General features: G+C 75.1%; 17 protein-coding genes and 1 pseudogene. 9 read left to right on the top strand and 9 right to left on the bottom strand.

Features of this window, described 5'->3' with window-relative positions; translation table 11 throughout:
- Positions 1-136 precede the first annotated feature (136 nt).
- Both ISOVA_RS11810 and ISOVA_RS16815 read left to right on the top strand, forming a co-directional pair.
- Positions 137-943, top strand: coding sequence for a LysM peptidoglycan-binding domain-containing protein (locus ISOVA_RS11810; protein WP_013839456.1), 807 nt, complete (start codon positions 137-139; stop codon positions 941-943).
- A gap of 45 nt (positions 944-988) precedes the next feature.
- On the top strand, positions 989-1543 hold the full coding sequence (locus tag ISOVA_RS16815; protein WP_013839457.1) for an Rv3235 family protein: 555 nt from the start codon (positions 989-991) through the stop codon (positions 1541-1543).
- Between the two features lie 12 nt (positions 1544-1555).
- Here the strand turns inward: ISOVA_RS16815 and secA are convergent, their stop codons facing one another.
- Entirely contained in the window at positions 1556-4525 is a 2970-nt protein-coding gene (gene secA, locus ISOVA_RS11820) for a preprotein translocase subunit SecA (RefSeq protein WP_013839458.1), read from the bottom strand.
- 230 nt (positions 4526-4755) lie between these two features.
- Between secA and ISOVA_RS16820 the strand changes: the two genes are divergently transcribed.
- Positions 4756-5253 carry an ABC transporter substrate-binding protein gene (locus ISOVA_RS16820; RefSeq protein ID WP_186004547.1) on the top strand — a complete coding sequence of 166 codons (498 nt, stop codon included), beginning with the start codon at positions 4756-4758 and terminating at the stop codon, positions 5251-5253.
- Between the two features lie 86 nt (positions 5254-5339).
- Here the strand turns inward: ISOVA_RS16820 and ISOVA_RS11830 are convergent, their stop codons facing one another.
- From ISOVA_RS11830 to mtrA, 7 genes are all read right to left on the bottom strand, one after another.
- On the bottom strand, positions 5340-6194 hold the full coding sequence (locus tag ISOVA_RS11830) for a cation:proton antiporter family protein (protein WP_013839460.1): 855 nt from the start codon (positions 6192-6194) through the stop codon (positions 5340-5342).
- A 146-nt stretch (positions 6195-6340) separates the two neighbouring features.
- Positions 6341-7579, bottom strand: a complete 1239-nt coding sequence (locus ISOVA_RS11835) for a winged helix-turn-helix domain-containing protein (protein ID WP_041294872.1) — start codon at positions 7577-7579, stop codon at positions 6341-6343.
- Between the two features lie 100 nt (positions 7580-7679).
- The gene (hpf, locus tag ISOVA_RS11840; protein WP_013839462.1) at positions 7680-8342 is read right to left on the bottom strand and encodes a ribosome hibernation-promoting factor, HPF/YfiA family; all 663 of its coding nucleotides are present in this window, start codon (positions 8340-8342) and stop codon (positions 7680-7682) included.
- 184 nt (positions 8343-8526) lie between these two features.
- The gene (locus ISOVA_RS11845) at positions 8527-9327 is read right to left on the bottom strand and encodes a ComF family protein (RefSeq protein ID WP_041294873.1); all 801 of its coding nucleotides are present in this window, start codon (positions 9325-9327) and stop codon (positions 8527-8529) included.
- Positions 9328-9509: 182 nt separating this feature from the next.
- Complete coding sequence (locus tag ISOVA_RS11850) at positions 9510-11222, bottom strand: LpqB family beta-propeller domain-containing protein (protein ID WP_013839464.1); 1713 nt, start codon at positions 11220-11222, stop codon at positions 9510-9512.
- Positions 11219-13066 (bottom strand): MtrAB system histidine kinase MtrB, encoded by a 1848-nt coding sequence (mtrB, locus tag ISOVA_RS11855; RefSeq protein WP_233275888.1) that lies wholly within the window; start codon positions 13064-13066, stop codon positions 11219-11221. Before mtrB ends, ISOVA_RS11850 begins: the two co-directional genes overlap by 4 nt.
- Positions 13053-13733, bottom strand: a complete 681-nt coding sequence (mtrA, locus tag ISOVA_RS11860) for an MtrAB system response regulator MtrA (RefSeq protein WP_013839466.1) — start codon at positions 13731-13733, stop codon at positions 13053-13055. Before mtrA ends, mtrB begins: the two co-directional genes overlap by 14 nt.
- A gap of 117 nt (positions 13734-13850) precedes the next feature.
- Between mtrA and ISOVA_RS11865 the strand changes: the two genes are divergently transcribed.
- The 5 genes and pseudogenes from ISOVA_RS11865 (at position 13851) to ISOVA_RS11880 (ending at position 18721) form a co-directional block, all read left to right on the top strand.
- A complete protein-coding gene (locus ISOVA_RS11865; protein ID WP_013839467.1) occupies positions 13851-15041 on the top strand; it encodes a DUF7847 domain-containing protein in 1191 nt (396 codons plus the stop codon).
- Between the two features lie 14 nt (positions 15042-15055).
- On the top strand, positions 15056-15724 hold the full coding sequence (locus ISOVA_RS11870) for a DUF4129 domain-containing protein (RefSeq protein ID WP_013839468.1): 669 nt from the start codon (positions 15056-15058) through the stop codon (positions 15722-15724).
- 254 nt (positions 15725-15978) lie between these two features.
- A pseudogene (locus ISOVA_RS17690) lies at positions 15979-16296 on the top strand (DUF4350 domain-containing protein); the annotation flags it as partial.
- A gap of 121 nt (positions 16297-16417) precedes the next feature.
- On the top strand, positions 16418-17359 hold the full coding sequence (locus tag ISOVA_RS11875) for an AAA family ATPase (protein ID WP_049788338.1): 942 nt from the start codon (positions 16418-16420) through the stop codon (positions 17357-17359).
- Between the two features lie 12 nt (positions 17360-17371).
- On the top strand, positions 17372-18721 hold the full coding sequence (locus tag ISOVA_RS11880; protein WP_013839469.1) for a DUF58 domain-containing protein: 1350 nt from the start codon (positions 17372-17374) through the stop codon (positions 18719-18721).
- A 21-nt stretch (positions 18722-18742) separates the two neighbouring features.
- Here ISOVA_RS11880 and ISOVA_RS11885 read toward each other — a convergent pair whose 3' ends face one another.
- Positions 18743-19732, bottom strand: coding sequence for a stage II sporulation protein M (locus ISOVA_RS11885; RefSeq protein ID WP_013839470.1), 990 nt, complete (start codon positions 19730-19732; stop codon positions 18743-18745).
- 83 nt (positions 19733-19815) lie between these two features.
- Here ISOVA_RS11885 and ISOVA_RS11890 point away from each other — a divergent pair, with 83 nt between their 5' ends.
- Positions 19816-20634: an RDD family protein gene (locus ISOVA_RS11890; protein ID WP_013839471.1), complete on the top strand. Its 819-nt coding sequence runs from the start codon at positions 19816-19818 to the stop codon at positions 20632-20634.
- The last annotated feature ends 122 nt before the right edge of the window (positions 20635-20756 follow it).

Consider the following 20756-nt stretch of genomic DNA (forward strand, 5'->3'; position numbering starts at 1 on the left):
ACGACGGTCCAGCATGCACCGGATCGGCCCCACCTCTGGACAGGCCGTACCGCCGTCTGTTTAATGTGCAGCACGTAGTCGCATCAAACGACATCAACGGACATCATCAGTGCCACACCGAGACGATGGAGGATCGATGAGCAGCACCGACGGTCACGCCGCAGGAGACGGCCAAGCCGGTTCGAGCGTCGTCGCCCTGGTGGCGCTCGCGGCGTCGGCGGCGGCCGCGGCCGGGGTGCTGGGGCTGCGGCTCGCGGCACTCGTCCTCGCGTCGCCGTCCACGGCGGCCGTCGACCGCTGGGTCGAGCTCGGGGTGACGGCGCTCGGCGCGCTCGCCGCGGCATGGCTGGCCGCGAGCGCCGTGCTGGCCCTGGTGTGCGTCGGCGCCGCTCGCCTCGGCCGCTCGTGGCGCGCCGGCGAGGCGACGCTGCGACGCGTCGCTCCCGGCGCCGTGCAGCGCCTGGCCCGCGCCGCGGTGGGGGTCGGGGTGGGAACCGGGCTCGTGCTCGTCCCCGCGGCGGCCCACGCCGCGACCCCTGCCGCGGCGTCCGACCCGTCGCCGGCGCCCTCGGCCGCGGCGGTCGAGGTGACCACCGACATGGCGACCGACGCGACGACGGAGCTCGACCTCGGGTGGCAGCCGACGCCGTCGACGGTCGCCGACACAACCGCCACGGTGGAGCGGACGTCCGCCTTCCCGACCACGACGGAGCGCCCCACGGCGGATCCCCCGGCACGGCCGCACGTCGGCGCGGACGCGGGCACCGTCGTCGTCCACCGTGGCGACACGCTCTGGGACCTCGCCCGCGCGGCACTCGGCGACGACGCGACCGACGCGGACGTGATGCGCGCCGTCGTGCGCTGGCACGAGGCCAACCGGGACGTCATCGGCGACGACCCCGACCTCATCCTTCCCGGCCAGGTGCTGCGCGCGCCGGCCTGACCCACCCGACCGTCACCAGGCCGCGACGGCCCCATCGGAGGATCCATGACCACGCTCACCGACCCCGCGCCCCGCCCGGGGCCCGCCACGCCGCCCACCCGGCCGACCCGACTGCGGGTCTCCGCACCGCCCGGCACCACGGGTCCCGCGCGTCGCCTGGACGTGGTCCGGCCGTCGCGCGTCCGGCGCGTGCGCCTCGGCGCGGCCCGCACGGAGCTCGATCACGAGGCGGTGCCCCGGCCGCTCGCGCCCGAGCCCGCACCTACGCTGCCCGACCCGACGGCGCAGTGCTGCTCCGTCGTGCGGGCCGCGGTCGAGGTGCTGCGCGGGGAGCGCGGCCCCGGGCAGCTCGCGCGGTGGGTCACGCCGACGGTCCTTGACCAGCTCACCGAGCGGGCGCGGCTCGCGCGGCGCGTGCGCCCGGCGGCGTCCACGCCGTCGCGGCCCGTGCTCGTGCGGCGGGTCCGGCTCGTCCGCCTCGGCGAGGACGTGGCCGAGGCGACCGTCGTGCTCGACGACGACGGCCGCGTGCGCGCGGCCGCCGTCCGGCTCGAGGCCCGCCGCGGCGTGTGGCGCGTCGCGGTCCTCGAGCTCGGCTGACCCGCGCCCTCGTCACTCGTTGAGGCCGTGGCACACCTTGTACTTCTTGCCCGAGCCGCACGGGCACTGGGCGTTGCGCGGCGTGCCCGGGAACGTCCGGCCGTCGGCCTCGGCGGCCGCGGCCTCGCCGTGCAGGGCACGGCGCGTCTTGCGCGAGTCGCCGGCGACGGAGGTGGAACCGTCCTCGCTGGGTGCTGTGTACTGCAGGTTCTGCGGGCGCTGCGGGGCGTCGAGGCCCTTGGCGACGAGCACGGGCTCGTCGCTGCCACGGAACGACGCCGACACCTCCGGCTTCGCGGGCTCCGCGGGCGGAGCCGGCTGAGCCGCCGGAGCCGGCTGCGCGGCCGGCTCGCCCGAGGGCTGGGCCGGAGCCACGGGGGCGGGCGCACCGCCCGACGCCGCGATCGCCTGCGCGGCGGCCGACTGGGCGGCCGCGGCGGCGCCGGCGGTGGTGACCGACGGACCCGTGGCCGTACCGGGCTGCTGGACCTGCACCTCGAGGTTGAACAGGTACCCGACCGACTCCTCCTTGATGGCCTCGGTCATGGCCTGGAAGAGCTGGTAGCCCTCGCGCTGGTACTCCACGAGCGGGTCGCGCTGGGCCATGGCCCGCAGGCCGATGCCCTCCTTGAGGTAGTCCATCTCGTAGAGGTGCTCGCGCCACTTGCGGTCGAGGACCGAGAGGACGACCCGGCGCTCGAGCTGGCGCATCGCGGCGGAACCGAGCTGCTCCTCGCGCGCCTCGTACGCGACACGGGCGTCGGAGAGCAGCTCGTCGAGCACCATCTCGCGCGTGAGGCGCCCGGCGCCGCCGGCCTCCTCGACCACGTCCTCGGGCGTGATCGACACCGGGTACACGGCCCGCAGCGCGGTCCACAGGGAGTCGAGGTCCCACTCCTCCGGCGTGCCGGACGACGTGGCGCCGTCGACGTACGCCGTGACCACGTCGGTGAGGAAGTGCTGCACCTGCTCGTGCAGGTCCTCGCCCTGGAGCACCCGCCGACGCTCGGCGTAGATGACCGAGCGCTGGCGCGACAGGACGTCGTCGTACTTGAGGACGTTCTTGCGGATCTCGAAGTTGCGGGCCTCGACCTGCGACTGCGCGCTCTGGATGCCGCGCGTGACCATCTTCGACTCGAGCGGCACGTCGTCCGGGAAGCCCGCCCGGTTCATCATCGACGACGCCAGGCCCGAGTTGAACAGGCGCATGAGGTCGTCCTCCATCGACAGGTAGAACCGGGACTCGCCCGGGTCACCCTGGCGGCCGGAGCGACCGCGCAGCTGGTTGTCGATGCGGCGCGACTCGTGCCGCTCGGTGCCCAGCACGTACAGGCCGCCGAGGGCGACGACCTCGTCGTGCTCGGCCGCGACGGCCGCCTTCGCCTTCTCGAGGACCTCGGGCCAGACGGCCTCGTACTCCTCCGGGTCCTCGGCGGCGTCGAGGCCCCGCTCGGCCATCTCCTGGACGGCGAGGAACTCGGCGTTGCCGCCGAGCATGATGTCGGTACCGCGGCCGGCCATGTTCGTGGCGACCGTGACGGCACCCTTGCGGCCCGCCTGCGCGACGATCGCGGCCTCGCGCTCGTGCTCCTTGGCGTTGAGGACGTTGTGCGGCACGCCGGCACGCTTGAGCAGCTGCGACAGCCGCTCCGACTTCTCGACGCTCGTCGTGCCGACGAGCACCGGCTGGCCCTTGGCGTGGCGCTCGACGATGTCCTCGACGACGGCGGCGAACTTGCCGGCCTCGTTCTTGTAGACCAGGTCGGGCTGGTCGATGCGGATCATCGGGCGGTTGGTCGGGATCGGCACGACCCCGAGCTTGTAGGTGCTCTGGAACTCGGCCGCCTCGGTCTCGGCCGTACCGGTCATGCCCGCGAGCTTGTCGTACAGGCGGAAGTAGTTCTGGAGGGTGATCGTGGCGAGCGTCTGGTTCTCCGCCTTGATCTGCACGCCCTCCTTGGCCTCGATGGCCTGGTGCATGCCCTCGTTGTAGCGGCGGCCGGCGAGGATACGGCCGGTGTGCTCGTCGACGATCATGACCTCGCCGTTGAGCACGACGTAGTCCTTGTCGCGCTTGAAGAGCTCCTTGGCCTTGATCGCGTTGTTGAGGAAGCCGATGAGTGGCGTGTTGAGCGACTCGTACAGGTTGTCGATGCCGAGGTAGTCCTCGATCTTCTCGATGCCCGGCTCGAGCACGCCGACGGTGCGCTTCTTCTCGTCGACCTCGTAGTCCTTGCCGGCCTCGAGACGGCGCACGACCTTGGCGAACTCGACGTACCAGCGGTTGGCGTCGCCCGACGCCGGGCCCGAGATGATGAGCGGGGTCCGCGCCTCGTCGATGAGGATCGAGTCGACCTCGTCGACGATCGCGAAGTGGTGGCCGCGCTGCACCAGGTCGTCGGGCGACCAGGCCATGTTGTCGCGCAGGTAGTCGAAGCCGAACTCGTTGTTCGTGCCGTAGGTGATGTCGGCCGCGTACTGCTCGCGGCGCTCCGCCGGGCTCTGGCCCGACAGGATGATGCCCGTCGTCATGCCGAGGAACCGGTAGACGCGGCCCATGAGCTCGCCCTGGTACTTGGCGAGGAAGTCGTTGGTCGTGACGACGTGCACGCCCTTGCCCTCGAGCGCGTTGAGGTACGCGGCCGTCGTGGCGACGAGCGTCTTGCCCTCACCGGTCTTCATCTCGGCGATGTTGCCGAGGTGCAGCGCCGCCCCGCCCATGAGCTGGACGTCGAAGTGGCGCTGACCGAGCGTGCGGCGTGCCGCCTCGCGCACGGCCGCGAACGCCTCGGGCAGGAGGTCGTCGAGCGTGGCGCCGTGTGCCAGCCGCTCCTTGAAGCGGTCCGTCTCCTCCCGCAGCTCCTCGTCGCTGAGCTCGACGAAGCTCGGCTCGAGCCGGTTGACCTGCTCGGCCAGACCGGTCAGCTTCTTGAGGATCCGGCCCTCGCCGAAGCGGAGGACCTTCTCGAGGATCGCAGGCACGCAGTACTCCTGGGTCGGTGGCACCCGGGGTGCGCCCGGGACCGTTGGGCTGCGGCGACGACGTCGGAGGTTCGCACGACCGCGCCGTCACCTGAGTCACACCATCCGTCATCCTATGCCGCTCGGGCCACCGGCTTTCCCAGGTTCGCGGCCGACGAACGGCTCGTGGCCCGTCGACGGTCATGGCGCACGCCGGCGCGCCGCCGACGTCGAGGCTTTCGTCCCACGGGATGCGTGTCGAGAAGCGGTGGGCGACGGTGAAGGAGTGCCGCCCGCACGGGACGAGCCAGGTCACGGTCCCGGACGTCACCGGCGAGATCATCGAGGGCGGCGAAGGCCAGTTCGTGGGTGAGCTCAGCAACTTGACCGCCGTGAACGACGGCGGCGTGCCGACCCTGACGGGCACCATCACGGACCTCGCCACCGGAGAGTCGCAGGAGTTCTCCGCACCGATCCAGGGGATGGACGCGAGCGACGCGTGCGACGTCCTCAACCTGGACCTGGGTCCCCTGCACCTCGATGTGCTGGGCCTCGTGGTCGACCTCGAGCCGGTCGTCCTCGACATCACCGCCGAGCGCGGTCCCGGCAACCTCCTCGGCAACCTGCTGTGCGCCGTCGCCGGCCTGTTCGACAACCTCGGCCATGGTGGCGGTAGCGGCGGCCTCGGCGGCGTCGTGAACGGCATCGTCAACATCCTGAACCGCCTCCTCTCCGGCCTGGGTCTCTGACCACGGCCCACGCCTCCCCCAGCACGAACGCCCCCGGGACCACGTCCCGGGGGCGTCGTCATGTCCCGGCCGCAGGACGCCGAGCCTCACCGACCTGCCATGAGCACCTCGGCGGCCTGGTCCGCGAGCTCGGCGCCCGCCGCGCCGTAGAGGTGGAAGACGGCGTCGGCGCCCTGGCGGCGCAGCTCCTCGACGTCGTCGTCGTACCGCGCGATGGCGGCGACCCGGCCCTCGAAGCCCGCGGCCTGCAGCCGCGCGAGCGCGATGAGGTTGGCCTTGTGGAACGGCATCGCGAGGACCGCGACCTTGACGTGGCCCGCGCGCCGCACGCGCGCCCAGAACTCGACGTCGGTCGCGTCGGCCCGCACGACGCGGAACCCGCGCTCCTCGAGCGCGGCGACGCGGGTCTGGTCGTGCTCGACGCCGACGACCGACAGCCCGTACTCGTCGCGCAGCCGCTCGTACGTCGTCGACCCGACCCGGCCGAGCCCGAGGACGAGCGCGTCGACGCGCCCGACGTCGCCGTGGCCGATGAGCACGCCGACGGCGATGCGCCCGTACAGCGACGTGGAGTCGGAGCGCTCGTCGAGCACCTTGACGACGAAGACGGTCGACGAGAACGACAGCGCGAACCCCACGACGGCGACCGAGGCGAACGGCCGGTCCGCCAGCAGCGCGAACCCGGCCACCGCCAGTACCCCGAGGAACCCCACCGCGACGGCGGTCATGAGCACCATGTGGGCGGCCGTCGTCAGCCAGATCTCGCGCCGCGCGAGCGAGCGCACGTCGAGCTTGAGCCCGATCCCGAAGAGCAGCAGCGCGACGCCGAGGTCGGCGAGGGTGTCCAGCCCGTCGAGCTCGGGCGCGCCGAGCCCGCCCAGCGCGAAGCCGGCCGCGAGGAAGCCGACGAGCGGCGGCAGGCGCAGCAGCACCGCGAGCATGCCCGCGACGACCGCCGCCCCAGGTAGAGCGCGAAGACCTCCATGCGCCCTCCCGTCCGCCGTGCCCTGGCCCGATGGTAGGGGCGCGCGCACGACGACGCGTGCCGGGACCGCATCCCGGGCGCACGGCCGGACGACCCCGGGGGTCAGGCCGCGGCGGCGACCTCGCCCGAGAGCGCGGGCGCGAGGTCGCCGACCGGTCCCACGGCGGTCTCCCCGAGCCCGAGCCACCCGGCGAGCAGACGCAGCTCGGCCGCGAGCCTGCCCGCAGTCGCCGGACCCGCGTGCGCCGTGGCGTGCGCGGCCTGCACACGCAGGACGCCGGCCCGGCGGTCGGCCTTGAGGTCGACGAACGCCGTGATCGCGTCGTCCTCGAGGAACGGGAGCACGTAGTAGCCGAGCACGCGCCGCGGCGCCGGGACGTAGATCTCGATCCGGTAGAAGACGTCGAACAGGGCCTCGAGCCGGCGGCGCTCCCACACGACCGGGTCGAACGGGCTCAGCAGCGCCTGACCGGTCGCGCGGCGCGGCAGCGCGGCGTCGCGGTGCCGGTAGGTGGGCTCGTCCCAGCCCTGCACGCGCACGGGGACGAGCGTGCCGTCGTCGACCAGGTCCGCCAGGGCCTGGCGCGCCGCCGGGCCCTTGAGCCGGAAGTAGTCGCGGAAGCAGCGCGGCGTCCCGACGCCGTGGGCGCGCGCGCCGTGCTCGAGCAGCGCGCGCACCGCGACGTCGTCGGGCACCGGTTCGGCGGCGCGCACGGCGGGCGGCAGGACGCGCTCGGGCAGGTCGTAGCAGCGCTCGAACGCCGCGTTGCGCCGCGCCGACATGACCTCGCCCGTGAAGAAGAGGTACTCGAGGCAACGCTTCGCGACCGTCCAGTTCCAGCCCCACTCGTCGCGCGAGCGGGGCGTCGCCCGGCCGGCCGCCTCGAGCTCGTCGTGGATCTGGCTCGCGGTGAGCGGCCCGCGCTCGGCGATCATCTGCCGCACGTCCTCGAGCTCGGCCGAGTGGTCGAGCGGCGTGCCCCGGATGACGCCCCACGCCTCGGAGAGGTACGCGCGGCGCCGCCACTCGAGCAGCGGGTACGTCTCGACCGGCACGAAGGACGCCACGTGCGCCCACGTCTCGACGAGGCGCCGGGGTGCCCGGCCCGACGCGCGGTCGAGGATGCCGACGTCGTACGGCCCGAGCCGCGAGTACAGCGGCAGCAGGTGCGCCCGCGCCAGCACGTTGACCGAGTCGATCTGCAGCAGGCCGAGACGCTGGACGGCCGCGAGCGCGCGGCGCGCCGACACCGGCCCGTCGGGCCGCGGACGGTGCACCTGCTGCGCCGCGAGCGCGACGCGGCGGGCCTGGGCGAGCGAGAGCGTCTCCACGTCCCGCATCCTGCCGCCCGCCACCGACATCGGCGAGGTAGCGCTCGGGCCGGCGAGGTAGCGCTCTCGCGCGCTACCTCGCCGGCCCGGGGCGCGACCTCGCGGTGCGTCAGGTGAGGTCGGAGACCGGTTCGGCGCCCTCGACCTTCGAGTCGAGCTCGATGACGCCGTAGGTCCATCCCTTGCGCCGGTACACGGCGGCCGGACGCGCGGACTCCTTGTCGATGAAGAGGAAGAAGTCGTGACCGACGAGCTCCATCTGCTCGACGGCGTCGTCGACCGTCATCGGCTCGGCGTGGTGGAGCTTCTGGCGGATGACGACGGGCGAGTCGCCGAGCTGGCGCTCGACGGCGTCGCCGGGCCGGTCGAGCGTGGCGGGCTCGGGCTGGGGCTCGGCCTGGGGCTCGGAGGCCTTGACCGCGTCGTACGGGCGGACGTCCACGGGGGTGAGGACACCGTTGTTCCTGCGGTGGTCCTTGCGCCGGTCCCGCGAGCGGCGCAGCCGCTCGGTCAGCTTGTCGAGCGCGATGTCGAGTGCCCCGAACCGGTCGTCCGCGGCCGCCTCGGCGCGGATCACGGGTCCCTTGGCCCGGACCGTCAGCTCCACGCGCTCGCTCACTCCGGCGAGCCGCGGGTTGTTCTCGTGCGTGACCTCGACGTCCACGCGCCGCGCCGTGGGCGCCAGCTGCGAGACCTTGGCGAGCTTGTCCTCCACGTGACGGCGGAACCGGTCCGCCACCTCCGTGTGCCTGCCGACGATGACGATCTCCATCGTGTTGCTCCACTTCGTCGTGGGGCCGCCCGTCGAGCGATCTGCGAGCGGCCCGGTCTGCTCCGTCTGTGCACCGCGTCCGGTGCCGGGGATGGGCACCACCTCCGCTCGCCGGGCCCGTCCTCTGCCCGCCCGTGGGGTCGGGGGGAGCGTCTCGCCGAGCGTTCGGCTCCCCGTCGGATCCTCAGGCTAACCCCACTCCCCCGGGTCGGTACACCGTTGCGGCAAGGTCGGTCGCATCGCGGGACGAACGGGTGCCCGGAGGCGGTGTCGCGGCCGCCACGAGGGCCCCGACGACGGCCGCACCGGCGGTCTCGAGCGCCCGTTCGGCCGCCGCCAGGGTCGCCCCGGTGGTGAGCACGTCGTCGACGAGCAGGCACACCGCGGGACCACGTCCGCCCGCGCGGAGCAGCGCCCGACGGCGCACCGCGACGGCCGCGGCGAGGTTGCGCCCGCGGGCGCGCGAGCCCAGGCCGACCTGGTCGCGCGCACCGCCCCGACGGCGCAGCACGGGCGCCACGGCGGCGGGCACACCGGCGTCGGACAGACCCCGCGCGACGGCCCGCGCGAGCACGCGCACGTGCTCGCGTCCGCGGGCCCGCCGCGCGGCGGCGCTCGACGGCGCGGGAACGACGAGCACGCCGCCCGGCGCCGCGGCGGCCACCCCTGGCGCGACGGCGGCGGCGGCCCGCCGCATCCCGGCCGCCAGGAGCCGGTCGAGGTCGACCCGCCCGCGGTCCTTCCACGCCACCACGAGGTCGCGCACCGGGCCGGCGTACGCGACGAGCGCCCACACGGGCAGCGGCGCGACGCCGTCGAGCCGGTCGAGCCGCGGCGCGCCGGCCTCCACGCGCCGGGGCGCGCCGTCGAGCAGCGCCGCGCACCGCGCGCAGCACGGGACGTCGGGCAGGCCGCAGCCCGCGCACGCCACGGGCACCACGAGCCGCGCGAGCTCGCGCGCCCAGCGCCTCCACGCCGACACCATGCCGCCGACCGTGCCGCGGCCGGGCGGGACGCCGCAACGCCCGCCCCGCCCCCTGTGGACAACCCGTGTCAGAAGGTTGGTGGGCTGGGGCCCACCACCTTTCTGACACGAGCAGGTCGCCCCTCGGCGTGTCAGAAGGCTGGTGGGCCAGAGCCCACCAGCCTTCTGACACGAGTCGGGAGCTAGCCGGGGTACGCGACGAGCGCGACGTCCTCCTCGACGACCGACCACAGGGCGGACGTCTGCCGCGACAGCAGCGTGCCGTCGCCGTCGATCGCGAGCATCCCGCTCGACCCCACGACCGCGGTGACCGACCGCGGCTCGACGACGCCGGTGAGCGCGCGCGACAGGCCGCCCTGGCTCGAGAGCCCGCCGACGCCCGCGAGGAACACGCTCGGCACGCCGTCGGCGGACCCGACGAGCGCGAGCGTCGCGACGTCCTGCCACACGGCCTGCGTGACGTCGTCGACGGGCCCGCCCACCTGGACCGGCTCGGACAGGCCGGTCGGCACGTTCTGCTGGTCGCGCACGATGCCGGCGACGTGGACCTGCGCCCCGCCGGGGCCCTGGCTCACGACGGCGAGGCGGGCACCCTCGGGCGACACGCTGATCGACTCGACCGTGCGCTCGGCCAGCCACGGTGCGGGGACGTCGACCACGCGGGTCGACGCGAGCACGACCTTGAGCCGCGTGGCGTCGCCGCTCCACACGCCGCCGAAGCGGTCGGTCGACGGGGCGAGCAGGTCCCGCCCCTCGAGCAGCCGGACGGGCGCGTCGGCGCCGGTGACGCGCACGAGGCGGGCGCCGGCGTCGACGACCACCACGGGCGAGCCCCCGGGCCCGACCGCGAGCGCCGTGGGCTCCAGGCCGCCGAGGGCGGCGGGCTCGTCGAACGGCTGGAGGCGCCGCCCCGTGTACCGGTGGAGCTCCCCGTGCGCGTAGGCGACGGCCTCCCCGTCGGTGTGGGGCAGCGCGAGCTCGACCTCGCTCGGCACCGCGAGCGGCGCGGTGCCCTCGAACAGCGTGACGCTGCGCCCGTCCCCCTCGACGAGCGTCGCCTCGAGCTGCGCGACGACGAGGGCGCGCTCCTGCGCGGACGCCTCGCCGATCGGCGCGGTGAGCGGCACGTCGATCGTGCCGTCGTCGCCCACCGTGACCGCGTCGATGGCCAGGCCGGTGCCGCCGGGGATCACGGTCGTCGTGGAGTTGGCGAGCCACTCGGGAGGCCCGGCGAGGATCTGCGCGGTGGCGTCGGTGCGCCACGTCTGGTGCGGGAACCAGCGCACGTCCGGCACCCACCACGCGAGGTCGGGCGTCGGGAAGTAGAGCCGCGTGAGGTGGAACGCCTGCGTGAAGAACGCGGCAGGGATGAGCAGGCCGTCCTCGAGCTGCGAGATGCGCCACTGGCCCTCGGTGTCGCGCGCGAGGGTGAACGTCGTCTCGACGGTCGAGGGCGTCGGCTGCTCGGTGTAGACGCCGTTCTCGTCGAGCGTCGCGACGACGGTGCCCTCGGCGTGCACGGTGGCCGCGGTCGCGTCCTCGGCCACGTCCTCGGCGGTGACCCGCGGGCTCTCCTGCAGCACCAGGACGCGCGCGTACCGGTCCCAGCCGGAGACCGCCTTCGGCGTGAGGTACTCCTGCGCGACGGCGTACGAGGTCGTCGAGCGCGGCCCGGCGATCGACGCCGTGAGGAAGCCCTGCACGATCTGGTCGGGCGTCGCGCCGGCGGCGGGGCCGACGGGGATGTAGTCGACGTCGCGGCGCACCTCGATGTCGGCGGCGCCGTCGCGCACCTCGCCCGACGTCGGGATGCTGGCGCACCCCGCGACGAGGGCGACGGCCGCGGCGGTCGCCGCGCCCGCGAGCGCCTGCAGGCTCCTGCGTCGCGCGGTCATCGCGCCTCCACGTCGGTCGTGGCCCCGCTCGCGGGCCCGTGGCCCGCCGCGTGCGCGTCGGCGCCCGCGGCGTGCGCGTCGTCGCCGAGCGGGTGCACGTCGTCCTCGAGCGGGTGCGCGTCCAGGTCCGGGATCGCGGTCGGGGTCGGGCCCGTCGGCGGGTTGACGACGGGGATCTGCCCCGTCGGGTACTGCGTCATGCCGCGCGACGGCGGCACGAGCGCCAGCGGCGAGTCCTGGAGCTGGATCCCGGCGCGGCGCGGGAGCGTCAGGCGGAAGCTCGCACCCTCGCCCGGACGGCCCCACGCCTCGAGCCAGCCGCCGTGCAGGCGCGCGTCCTCGAGGGCGATCGACAGGCCCAGGCCCGTGCCTCCGGTGGTGCGGGCGCGCGCGGGGTCGGCGCGCCAGAACCGGTCGAAGACGTGCTCGGCCTCGACCGCCGTCATGCCGACCCCGTGGTCGCGCACGACGACCGCGACCGCCTTGGCGTCCGCGGCGACGGACACCTCGACCGGCTTGCCCTCGGCGTGCTCGATCGCGTTGACGACGAGGTTGCGCAGGATGCGCTCGACGCGCCGCGAGTCGACGTCGGCGGTCGGCGCCTCGGTGGGCAGGTCGACCGACAGGAACACCCCCCGGCGCTCGGCGAGCGGCGCCGTCGTGTCCGCGACGGCGGTGACGATCGAGCGCAGGTCGGTCTGCTCGACGTCGAGCACGGCGGCGCCCGCGTCGAAGCGGCTGATCTCGAGCAGGTCGGACAGCAGCTCCTCGAACCGGTCGAGCTGGTTGTACAGCAGCTCGGCGGACCGCCGTGCGGCGGGGTCGAGCTCGTCGCGCGAGGCGTGGATGACCTCGCCCGCCATGCGCATGGTCGTCAGCGGGGTGCGCAGCTCGTGCGAGACGTCGGAGGTGAACCGGCGCTGCGCGGCGGACAGCGCCTCCATGCGCACGATCTGGTCCTGCAGGTTGGTCGCCATCTCGTTGAACGTGCGCGCGAGCAGCGCCATCTCGTCCTCGCCGCGGCTGCCCGCCATGCGCTCGTCGAGGTGGCCGTCGGCCAGGCGGGCGGCGACCGTCGCGGCCCGCCGCACGGGCGTGACGGTCTGCCGGGTCACGGTCCAGGTGAGCGCGACGAGCGCGACGAGCACCGCGACGTAGCCGATCGCGAGCGTGCGCTGGACGAACGACAGCGTCTCCTGCTCGGGCTGGAACGAGTAGAGCGCGTAGAGCTCGTACGCGCCCACGGTCGGCACGTCCACCGTGGAGCCGACGACGACGCCCGGCTCGGGCACCTCGGACGACGTGAACTCGGCCGGGATGAGCACCGACTGCAGGACCTGGCCGTCGGACGCGACCGTGGCCTCGCGCAGCTCGGGCGTGATGAGCTCGCGCAGCGGCTGGCGCGTGACGACGTCGATGAGGCGGGACTGCTCGACGCTGCTGAGCAGGAAGAAGTCCTGCCCGCTCGAGGCCCCGGTGTCGAGCGTCTGGATCATGGTCGACAGCAGCAGCTGCAGCTCGTCCGACGACGTCGCGGGCGACGACGAGAACGTCTGGCGGACCTGCTCGGTCATCGCGGCGTTCTCGCGCTCGACCTGCTCGAGGCGCTGCTCGAACAGCCCGTCGCGGATCGAGAACGACAGGTAGAGACCGAGCAGCACCACCGTGACGACGCCGAGCGCGAGCGCGGACGTGACGACGCGCAGCTGCATCGACGAGCGCCAGCGGTGGGCGAGCGCGCGCGCCCACGCGGCGAGACGGAGACGGGTGCGCGCGAGGCGCCGTCGGGCCCGCCCGACGACGACGCGTGCGCCGGCGGCGACGCCGCCGTCAGCGCGGGGCACCGGCCTTGTAGCCCACGCCGCGCACCGTCAGCACCACCTCGGGGTTCTCCGGGTCCTTCTCGATCTTCGAGCGCAGGCGCTGCACGTGGACGTTGACGAGGCGGGTGTCGGCGCTGTGCCGGTAGCCCCACACCTTCTCGAGGAGGACCTCCCGCGTGAACACCTGCCAGGGCTTGCGCGCGAGCGCGACCAGGAGGTCGAACTCGAGCGGGGTGAGGCTGATGCGCTCGCCGTCCCGGGTGACGCTGTGGCCGGTGACGTCGATCTCGACGTCGCCGACGCGCAGCCGCTCGGGGCCCGGCTCGTCGGAGCGGCGCAGGCGCGCGCGGATGCGGGCGACGAGCTCCTTGGGCTTGAACGGCTTGGAGACGTAGTCGTCGGCGCCCGACTCGAGCCCGAGCACGACGTCGACCGTGTCGCTCTTGGCGGTCAGCATGATGATCGGCACGCCCGACTCCGACCGGATCTCGCGGGCGACCTCGATCCCGTCCTTGCCCGGCAGCATGAGGTCGAGCAGCACGAGGTCGGGCTGCTGGGCGCGGAACTCCGCGATGGCCGAGTCGCCGTCCGCGCAGAAGACCGGCTCGAACCCCTCCGACTTCAGGACGATGCCGATCATCTCGGACAGGGCGGTGTCGTCGTCGACCACAAGAACGCGGGACTTCATGCCTCTAGCATGCCAGGCTGTGGACCGGGGCGACCGCAACGGCGCCCCGAGGTACTAGGGTCGTGAACGCACCCCCGAATCCGTCCCGACCACCCAGAACGCTCCCCGGGAGGCCGCATGACCACGCCCGACCAGCCGCCGCAGCCGTCCGGCTGGGGCGAAGCGCCGCAGCCCCGGTACGGGCAGGGGCAGTACGGGCAGGGCCAGGGCGGGTACGGCGAGGGGGGCTACGGCCAGCCGGCCCCTCCCGGCGGGCAGTACGGTCAGCCGCAGCGCTACGGCCAGGTGCCGCCCGGTCAGCCGACCCCGCCGTACGGTCCGGACCGGTTCGCCCCGCCCGCGGCCAAGCCCGGGATCGTCCCCCTGCGGCCGCTCTCGCTCGGCGAGGTGTACGACGGCGCGTTCGGCGCGATCCGCCACAATCCGGGCGTGATGCTCGGCGCGGCGACGCTCGTGCTGCTCCTCGCGACCGTGCTCGGCGTGCTCGTCGGCCAGCTGTGGGCACCGGCGCTGAGCGTCGCGCTCGGCGACGTCTTCACCGAGGGCTTCGACGACCCGGGCATGGACCAGTTCAACACCACGTACGCGCAGATCGTCGCCGCGAGCGCGGGCATGGGCGTCACGACCCTGTTCGCCACCCCCGTGATCGAGGGCATCCTCACGGTCTCGGTGAGCCAGTCGGTCATCGGCCGCAAGCTGTCGGTGAGCGAGACGTGGGGCCGGCTGCGCCCGCGCGTGTGGGTGCTCATCGGCTGGGCGCTGCTGCGCGGCGTCGTCGGCGGCATCCTGCTGTCCGTCTACCTCGTGCTCGCGGTCCTGCTCGCCGTGGCCCTCGGGTCGGCGGCCGGCGAGGGCCTCGGCATCCTGCTCGGCTTCGTCCTGGTGGTGGCCGGGCTGCTGCTGTTCGCCTGGGTCTCGGTGCGGCTGCTCCTCGTGGCGCCCGCGCTCGCGCTCGAGGGCCAGCGGCTGTGGGCGACGGTCGCGCGGTCGTGGCGGCTCACGGCCGGGTCGTTCTGGCGGTTGTTCGGCATCTACCTGCTCGCGGCGGTCATCGTCTACATCGCCTCGAGCATCGTCAGCTACCCGTTCTCGGCGATCGGCGGGGTGGTCGCGGTCGGCGGCGGCAGCCTCGGGCCGGTCCTGCTCACGACGCTCGGGACGGTCGTCGCCACCGCCATGATCACGATCTTCCTGTCCGCGGTCGTCGCACTGCTCTACGTGGACCTGCGCATGCGCCGCGAGGGGCTCGACGTCGCGCTCGCGGCGGCGGCCGCCGAGGCGGACCGGTCGCAGCCCGGGACCCGGTGAGGACGGCGCCACCGATGCCCGGCGTCGTCCTGGACGTGCCGGTGGACCCGGACCGCGAGACCGCCCGCCGCTGGCTGCAGGAGGAGCTCTCGCGCCCCGAGTACTCGACCGAGCCGTCGCTGCTCGAGCGCCTCGTCGCCTGGCTCACGTCGCTCTTCGAGGACGTGCGCGTGCCCGACGTGCCCGGGTGGCAGCTCGCGCTCGTCACGGTGCTCGTCGTGGCCGCGGTCGTGCTCGTCGGCTGGTGGGTCGCCGGGCCGGTGCGGCTCGCGCGGCGCGGCGCGCGCGAGTCCGCCGTCGTGCTCGAGGACGACACGCGCACCGCCGCCGAGCTGCGCGCGGCGGCCGACGCCGCCGCCGCGCGCGGCGACTGGTCCACCGCCGTCCTGGAGCGGTTCCGGGCGGTCGTGCGCGCGCTCGAGGAGCGCGTCGTGCTCACCGAGCAGCCCGGCCGCACCGCGCGCGAGGCCGCCGACGCCGCGGCGGCACGCCTGCCCGGCGTCGCCGCCGACCTGCACCGGGCCGCCGCGCTCTTCGACGACGTCCGCTACGGCGAGCTGCCGGCCCGCGCGCAGGACGACGCGTTCCTGCGCACGCTCGACGCCCGCGCCGCGGCCGAGCGGCCGGCGGGCACCGCCGTCGACGGCGACGCGCCCGCGCACCACCTGGCGGGCGCGCCGTGAGCGCCGACGTGTACACGACCGCCCCGGCCGGCGGGCCCGGGGCGCGCGCCCCGCACGACGGCGCCACGCTCGGCGACGGCACGACGCTGCGGTCGCGGGCCGCGCGGCGCTGGCGGTCGGCCCGCTGGACGGTGCTCGTCCTCGCGTCGCTGCTGCTGGTCGTCGCGGTCCTGGCCGTCTCGCGGCCGCTCACCTCGACGACGCCGTACGCACCCGACAACGCGCGCCCGAACGGGGCCCGGGCGCTCGCCGAGGTGCTCGCCGACCAGGGCGTCGAGGTCGAGCACGTCACCCGGGTCGCGGACGCCCTGCGCGCCGCGGGGCCCGACACCACGCTGCTCGTGGTCCCCGCGCCCTTCCTGCTCGACGAGCAGGCGAGCGCGCTCGCGGCCGTCGAGGCCGACGTCGTGCTCGCGGGCGTCGACGGGTACGTCCTCGAGGCGATGACGGACGGCGCGCTGAGCCGCACGCCCCAGCTCGCGACGCCGGACGCCGCGGTCGCCCCGGGCTGCGACCTGCCGGCGGCCGCCCCCGCCGGGCCCTCGCGGCTGACGCCGGGCGTGACCGCCGCGGGCGACGCCGACGCGACGCTCTGCTGGCCCGACGGCCCGGGCGCCGCCGCGCTGGCCCAGGTGCGCGCGGGGGGCGCCTGGTCACGCCGCGCCCGCCGAGCCCCCGCGCCCCTCGCTCGAGCTGCGGACGGCGCTCGCGGGCGTCCGCGGCGAGGTGGGCAAGGCGGTCGTCGGCCAGGACTCGGCCGTGACGAGCCTGCTCATCGCGCTGCTGTGCTCGGGCCACGTGCTGCTCGAGGGCGTGCCCGGCGTCGCCAAGACGCTGCTCGTGCGCGCGCTCGGCGCGGCGCTCGACCTCGACCACAAGCGCGTGCAGTTCACGCCCGACCTCATGCCGGGCGACGTCACGGGCTCGCTCGTGTACGACGCGCGCACGTCGCAGTTCTCGTTCCGCGAGGGCCCGGTCTTCACCAACCTCCTGCTCGCCGACGAGATCAACCGCACGCCGCCCAAGACCCAGGCGTCGCTGCTCGAGGCCATGGAGGAGCGGCAGGTCTCGGTCGACGGCACGCCGCGTCCGCTGCCCGACCCGTTCCTCGTCATCGCGACGCAGAACCCGGTCGAGCACGAGGGGACCTACCCCCTGCCCGAGGCCCAGCTCGACCGCTTCCTGCTCAAGGTCGTGCTGCCCGTCCCCGAGCGCGACCACGAGATCGAGGTGCTGGCCCGGCACGCCGCGGGCTTCGACCCGCGCGACCTCGCCGCGGCCGGTGTCCGGGCCGTCGCGGGCCCCGAGGCGCTCGCCGCCGCTCGCGCCGAGGTGCGCCGCGTCCAGGTCGCGCCCGAGGTGCTCGGCTACGCCGTCGACGTGTGCCGTGCGACGCGCCAGTCGCCGTCGCTGTCGCTCGGCGTCTCGCCGCGCGGGGCGACCGCGCTGCTCGCGACGTCGCGCGCCTGGGCCTGGCTCTCCGGGCGGATGTACGTGACGCCCGACGACGTCAAGGCGCTTGCGCACCCGACGCTGCGCCACCGCGTGCAGCTGCGCCCCGAGGCCGAGCTCGAGGGCGTCACGGCCGAGAGCGTGCTGGGCACGGTGCTGGCGACCGTGCCCGTCCCCCGGTGAGCGGGCGCTGAGGTGGCGCTGACGCGGCGTGCCGTCTGGCTGGCGGCGGCGGGCATCGTGCCGGTCCTGCTCGTGCCGAGCGCGGGCACGGTCGTCGTGTGGGCCGTGCTCGTGGCGGTGCTGTGCGCGGTCGACGTCGCGCTGGCGGCCTCGCCGCGCGAGGTCGCCGTGCGGCGCGACGTGCCCGCCTCGGTGCGTCTCGGCACCCCGACGGCCTCGGCCCTGGTCCTGACGAACCGGTCGGGCCGGCGGCTGCGCGCGCGGGTGCGCGACGCGTGGCCGCCGTCGATGCTCACCGACGCCGCGACCGGGCTCGCCCGGGCGGTGGCCGCCTCGACGCGGCACGACGTCGACGTCGCGCCCGGCGAGTCGGTGCGCGTGCGCACGCCGCTCCTGCCGACGCGCCGCGGCGACCGGCGCGCGGGCGACGTCACGGTGCGCTCCTTCGGCCCGCTGCGGCTCGCGGCCCGCCAGGCCTCGCTGCCCGTCCCGGGACGGGTGCGCGTGCTGCCGGAGTTCGCGTCGCGACGGCACCTGCCGAGCCGCCTCGCGCGGCTGCGCGAGATGGACGGCCGCGCGGCGGTGCAGGTGCGCGGCGAGGGCACCGAGTTCGACTCGCTGCGCGAGTACGTCGTGGGCGACGACGTCCGGTCCATCGACTGGCGGGCGACGGCCCGCCGGGGCGACGTCGTCGTGCGCACGTGGCGGCCCGAGCGCGACCGGCGCGTCGTCGTCGTGCTCGACACCGGCCGCACGTCCGCCGCCCGGATCGACGCGTCCGACGGCGGGGCGTCGGCGGGCGCGACACGGCTCGAGGCGAGCATCGAGGCCGCCCTGCTGCTCGCCGCGCTGGCCGACCGCGCGGGCGACCGCGTGCAGGTGCTCGCGTACGACCGCACGCTGCGCGGGCGCGTCGCCGGCGCGTCGGGGCCGCGGCTGCTGCCCGAGCTCGCGGAGACCCTGGCGACCGTGGAGCCCGCCCTGCTCGAGACCGACTGGCACGGGCTCGTGGGCCAGGTCCGCTCGCGGGTCTCGCAGCGGGCGCTCGTCGTGCTCCTCACCGCGCTCGACCCGGCGGCGGTCGAGTCGGGCCTGCTCCCCGTCGTCGACCAGCTCACCGGCACGCACCAGGTCGTGGTCGCGGCCGTGGCGGACGCCGAGGTGGCCGCGCTGCGGGCCGGGCGCGACGACGTCGCGCAGGTCTACGACGCCGCGGCCGCCGCGCGCGGCGAGCTCGAGCGCGCGGCCGTGGCCGCAGTCCTGCGCCGACGGGGCGCGGAGGTCGTCGAGGCGCTGCCCGACGACCTCGCCCCGCAGCTGGCCGACACCTACCTCGCGCTCAAGGCCGCCGGCCGGCTCTGAGCCCCCGCTGCGGGCAGGGCGTCAGCCGGCGGTCGGCAGGACCTCGCCGGCCTGGTGCCCGGAGAGGTCGCCGGTCTCGCCCGCGGCGACCGCGCGCCGGCCGAGCACGAGCACGTACGCCCAGAACGCCGCGAGCGCCAGCGCGCCGACGACGATCTTGAGCCACCACGGCAGCCCCGACCCGGTGACGAACCCCTCGACGAGCCCCGAGACCGCGAGCGCGCCCGCGAGCCCGACGGCGACCGTGATGAGCGCGCGGCCCTCCTGCGCCAGGGCGACCGACCGCCGGCGCGGACCGGGGTCGACGAGGGTCCAGAAGATCTTCAGCCCGGCGCCGCCGGCGACGAAGATCGCCGTCAGCTCGAGCAGGCCGTGCGGGGCGATGAGCTGGAGGAACAGGTCGAGCTCGCCGTGCGCGGCCATCATGCCGCCGATCGCCCCGACGTTGACGGCGTTCTGGACCTGGACGAACACGGGCCACAGGCCCGTGATGCCGAACGCCACGCACTGCGCGGCGATCCACGCGTTGTTGGTCCAGACCATCGCGGCGAACCCCGCGCCGGGGTCGTAGTACGACTCGAAGGCCTCGTTGACGTACTGCTCCTGGTACGACGGCGGGCCGACCGCCGCGAGCGCCTCGGGGACCGTCGCGACGCGCCACCCGACGACGACGGCGATCGTGAGGAACGCGATCGTCACGCCGAGGGTCCACCACCGCACCCGGAACAGGGCGGCGGGCACGGTCACCACGGCGAAGCGCACGACGTCGGCCCACGCGGGCTCGTGCGCGCCCGCGATGCGCGCCCGGGCGCGGGTGAGCAGATCGGACAGGCGCGTCACGAGCACCGGGTCGGGCGCGGCGGAGCGCACGGTGGAAAGGTGGGTCGCGACCGTCTGGTAGAGGCGGACCAGCTCGTCGGCCTCCGCGCCGTCGAGCCGCCGGCGCCGGGTCAGCTCGTGGAGACGGTCCCACTCCGGGCTGTGCACGGTCGTGAAGGCGTCGAGGTCCACGCCCGATAGCCTTCCACACGAGGACGACGGCGCGCGCCGTCGGTCCCCAAGGCACCCGGCCGCAGCGACCCCAGGGAGAGACCGTGCACGACGGCATCCTCATCGGCGAGGGCGTGGTCCTCGACGCCCGCCCCGCCTCGTTCGCGACGCGGGCGCTCGGGGCGCTGCTCGACGTGGCGGTCACGGTGCTGGGCCTCCTCGTGCTCCTCGTCCTGGCGATGCAGACGCCGCTCGTGCTCGACATGCAGTGGGGCACGGCGCTGGGGATCGGCGTCATGGTGGTCGCGCTGGTGGTCGTCCCCGTGACGGTCGAGACGCTCAGCCGCGGCCGCTCGCTCGGCAAGCTCGCGGCGGGCATCCGGGTCGTGCGCGACGACGGCGGCCCGATCCACCTGCGGCACGCGCTCGTGCGCGCGCTCGTCGGGGTCTTCGAGCTGTGGCTGACGTTCGGTGCCGTCGCGCTCGTCGCGTCGCTCGCGAACACCAAGGGTAAGCGGCTCGGTGACGTGCTCGCGGGCACGTACGCCATCCGGGTGCGGGGCGGGCGGGGCTGGTCGGTGCCGCTCATGATGCCGCCGCAGCTCGCCGGGTGGGCTCGCACGGCGGACATGCGGCGCCTGCCCGACGGGCTCGCGCTCGCTGCGCGCCAGCTGCTCGACCGCGCGCCGAAGCTGGCACCCGCGTCGCGGGCGCGGCTCACCGACGAGATGGCCGCGAAGATCGAGGCCTACGTGGCGCCCGGTCCGCCGTCGGGCACGCCCGCCGAGGCGTTCCTGCACGCGGTGCTCCACGAGCGCCGCGAGCGCGAGCTCGCGCTGGGCCGGCGCGAGCGCGAGCGCGCGAGCCGGCTCGGGCAGACGCTCCACCGGCTCCCGTACGCGGTGCCGGACCCGCGCTCCTGACGGTCGCCGCGGCCGCCGTCGGGTCGACGTCGCACGTAAACCTTGCGTTTCGACCGTTGCCCTCGGCGCCCGTCCCTGCCAGCGTGTGACCTGCGACACGCGTCGCGGCGCCCGGCGGCCCT

Source organism: Isoptericola variabilis 225 (genome assembly GCF_000215105.1).
GTDB classification, from domain to species: domain Bacteria; phylum Actinomycetota; class Actinomycetes; order Actinomycetales; family Cellulomonadaceae; genus Isoptericola; species Isoptericola variabilis_A.

Bases quoted from the DNA above. Each gene is read 5' to 3' on its own strand.
- ISOVA_RS11850 (WP_013839464.1), bottom strand. From the start codon at position 11,222: ATGACCGCGCGACGCAGGAGCCTGCAGGCGCTCGCGGGCGCGGCGACC.
- ISOVA_RS11845 (WP_041294873.1), bottom strand. From the start codon at position 9,327: ATGGTGTCGGCGTGGAGGCGCTGGGCGCGCGAGCTCGCGCGGCTCGTG.
- hpf (WP_013839462.1), bottom strand. From the start codon at position 8,342: ATGGAGATCGTCATCGTCGGCAGGCACACGGAGGTGGCGGACCGGTTC.
- ISOVA_RS11810 (WP_013839456.1), top strand. From the start codon at position 137: ATGAGCAGCACCGACGGTCACGCCGCAGGAGACGGCCAAGCCGGTTCG.
- ISOVA_RS11835 (WP_041294872.1), bottom strand. From the start codon at position 7,579: ATGCGGGACGTGGAGACGCTCTCGCTCGCCCAGGCCCGCCGCGTCGCG.
- ISOVA_RS16815 (WP_013839457.1), top strand. From the start codon at position 989: ATGACCACGCTCACCGACCCCGCGCCCCGCCCGGGGCCCGCCACGCCG.
- ISOVA_RS16820 (WP_186004547.1), top strand. From the start codon at position 4,756: ATGCGTGTCGAGAAGCGGTGGGCGACGGTGAAGGAGTGCCGCCCGCAC.
- mtrA (WP_013839466.1), bottom strand. From the start codon at position 13,733: ATGAAGTCCCGCGTTCTTGTGGTCGACGACGACACCGCCCTGTCCGAG.
- ISOVA_RS11865 (WP_013839467.1), top strand. From the start codon at position 13,851: ATGACCACGCCCGACCAGCCGCCGCAGCCGTCCGGCTGGGGCGAAGCG.
- ISOVA_RS11870 (WP_013839468.1), top strand. From the start codon at position 15,056: ATGCCCGGCGTCGTCCTGGACGTGCCGGTGGACCCGGACCGCGAGACC.
- ISOVA_RS11830 (WP_013839460.1), bottom strand. From the start codon at position 6,194: ATGCTCGCGGTGCTGCTGCGCCTGCCGCCGCTCGTCGGCTTCCTCGCG.